This is a genomic window from Nocardia sp. JMUB6875 (assembly GCF_041154655.1).
Taxonomy (GTDB): Bacteria; Actinomycetota; Actinomycetes; order Mycobacteriales; family Mycobacteriaceae; genus Nocardia.
The window spans coordinates 1-849 of the sequence record NZ_BAAFGR010000410.1; the positions used below are offsets into that span (position 1 = coordinate 1).

Annotated in this window: 2 protein-coding genes; both read right to left on the reverse strand. The window is 68.3% G+C overall.

Features of this window, described 5'->3' with window-relative positions; all coding sequences use genetic code 11:
• Positions 1-464: hypothetical protein (locus tag ACAM49_RS40300; protein WP_369640759.1), on the reverse strand; the 464-nt coding region annotated here is incomplete at its 3' end.
• 5 nt (positions 465-469) lie between these two features.
• Positions 470-849: arabinosyltransferase C-terminal domain-containing protein (locus ACAM49_RS40305; protein ID WP_369640760.1), on the reverse strand; the 380-nt coding region annotated here is incomplete at its 5' end.

An 849-nucleotide genomic window follows, 5' to 3' on the forward strand; every position in this document is an offset into this window, starting at 1 on the left:
GTGATGGTGAGTTCGGCGGGGGTGGGGTTGGTGCTGACGGAGACCGAGACCCGGCCGGAGCCCGGGAGGGTGAAGAAGGCGGCGTGCCAGCCGTAGTGGCCGTCGTATTGGGTGGATTTGGTTTCGGTGTTGGAGACTCCGGTGTCGAGGTTGCGCATGGTGACCGTGGTGGAGATTTCGCAGGTGTCACCGGGGGACGCGGACAGCGACCCCGCCGGATTGGTGTCGGGCGTGAAGTTGACCGTCACCCGCGTCGAGCTGTCGATGAAGTCCGCGAATTCCCGGGCCTGCTGGCCCTGACTCGCCGAGACCTCCGCGGTCACCTTGCCCGAGCAGCCCGGACCGGGGCTGATCGGGGCGGAGTCGAAGTACAGGGGCGCATCGGCCGCGGACGGTCCGGCCGGGATCAGGAGTGCGGCTATCGGCAGGATGGGCGCTGCCGCGATCAGGACGCCTCGTTTCATGGCGGTCACCCTACCTGCGGCGCAGTCGATCGGCGGGTGGCCATGATGGGGGTGTCGTTCACCCAGCCCCAGCGGTTCTCCACGCGGACGGTGGGGGTGATGGCGGGGGCGTCGATATACGGGGTGAGGCGCTGTAATTCGCCCCAGTCGCGGGTCCAGTCGTGGTTGAGGTAGGCGGGGATGGGCTGGGATTTCAGGAGGAGGGTGGTCCAGCCGACGGGGCCGCCGCCGGCGTCGCCCTGCCAGGTTTCGGAGACTTGGGAGTTCAGTTTGTCGGGGAGGATGCGCCAGGCGGGGAGTTGGGCGATGCCGTCGCGGTGATCGAGGGGGTGCTGGCATGGGAAGGCCAGGCCCACATGGAAATCGGTGAGGACCGGGGCGTCGT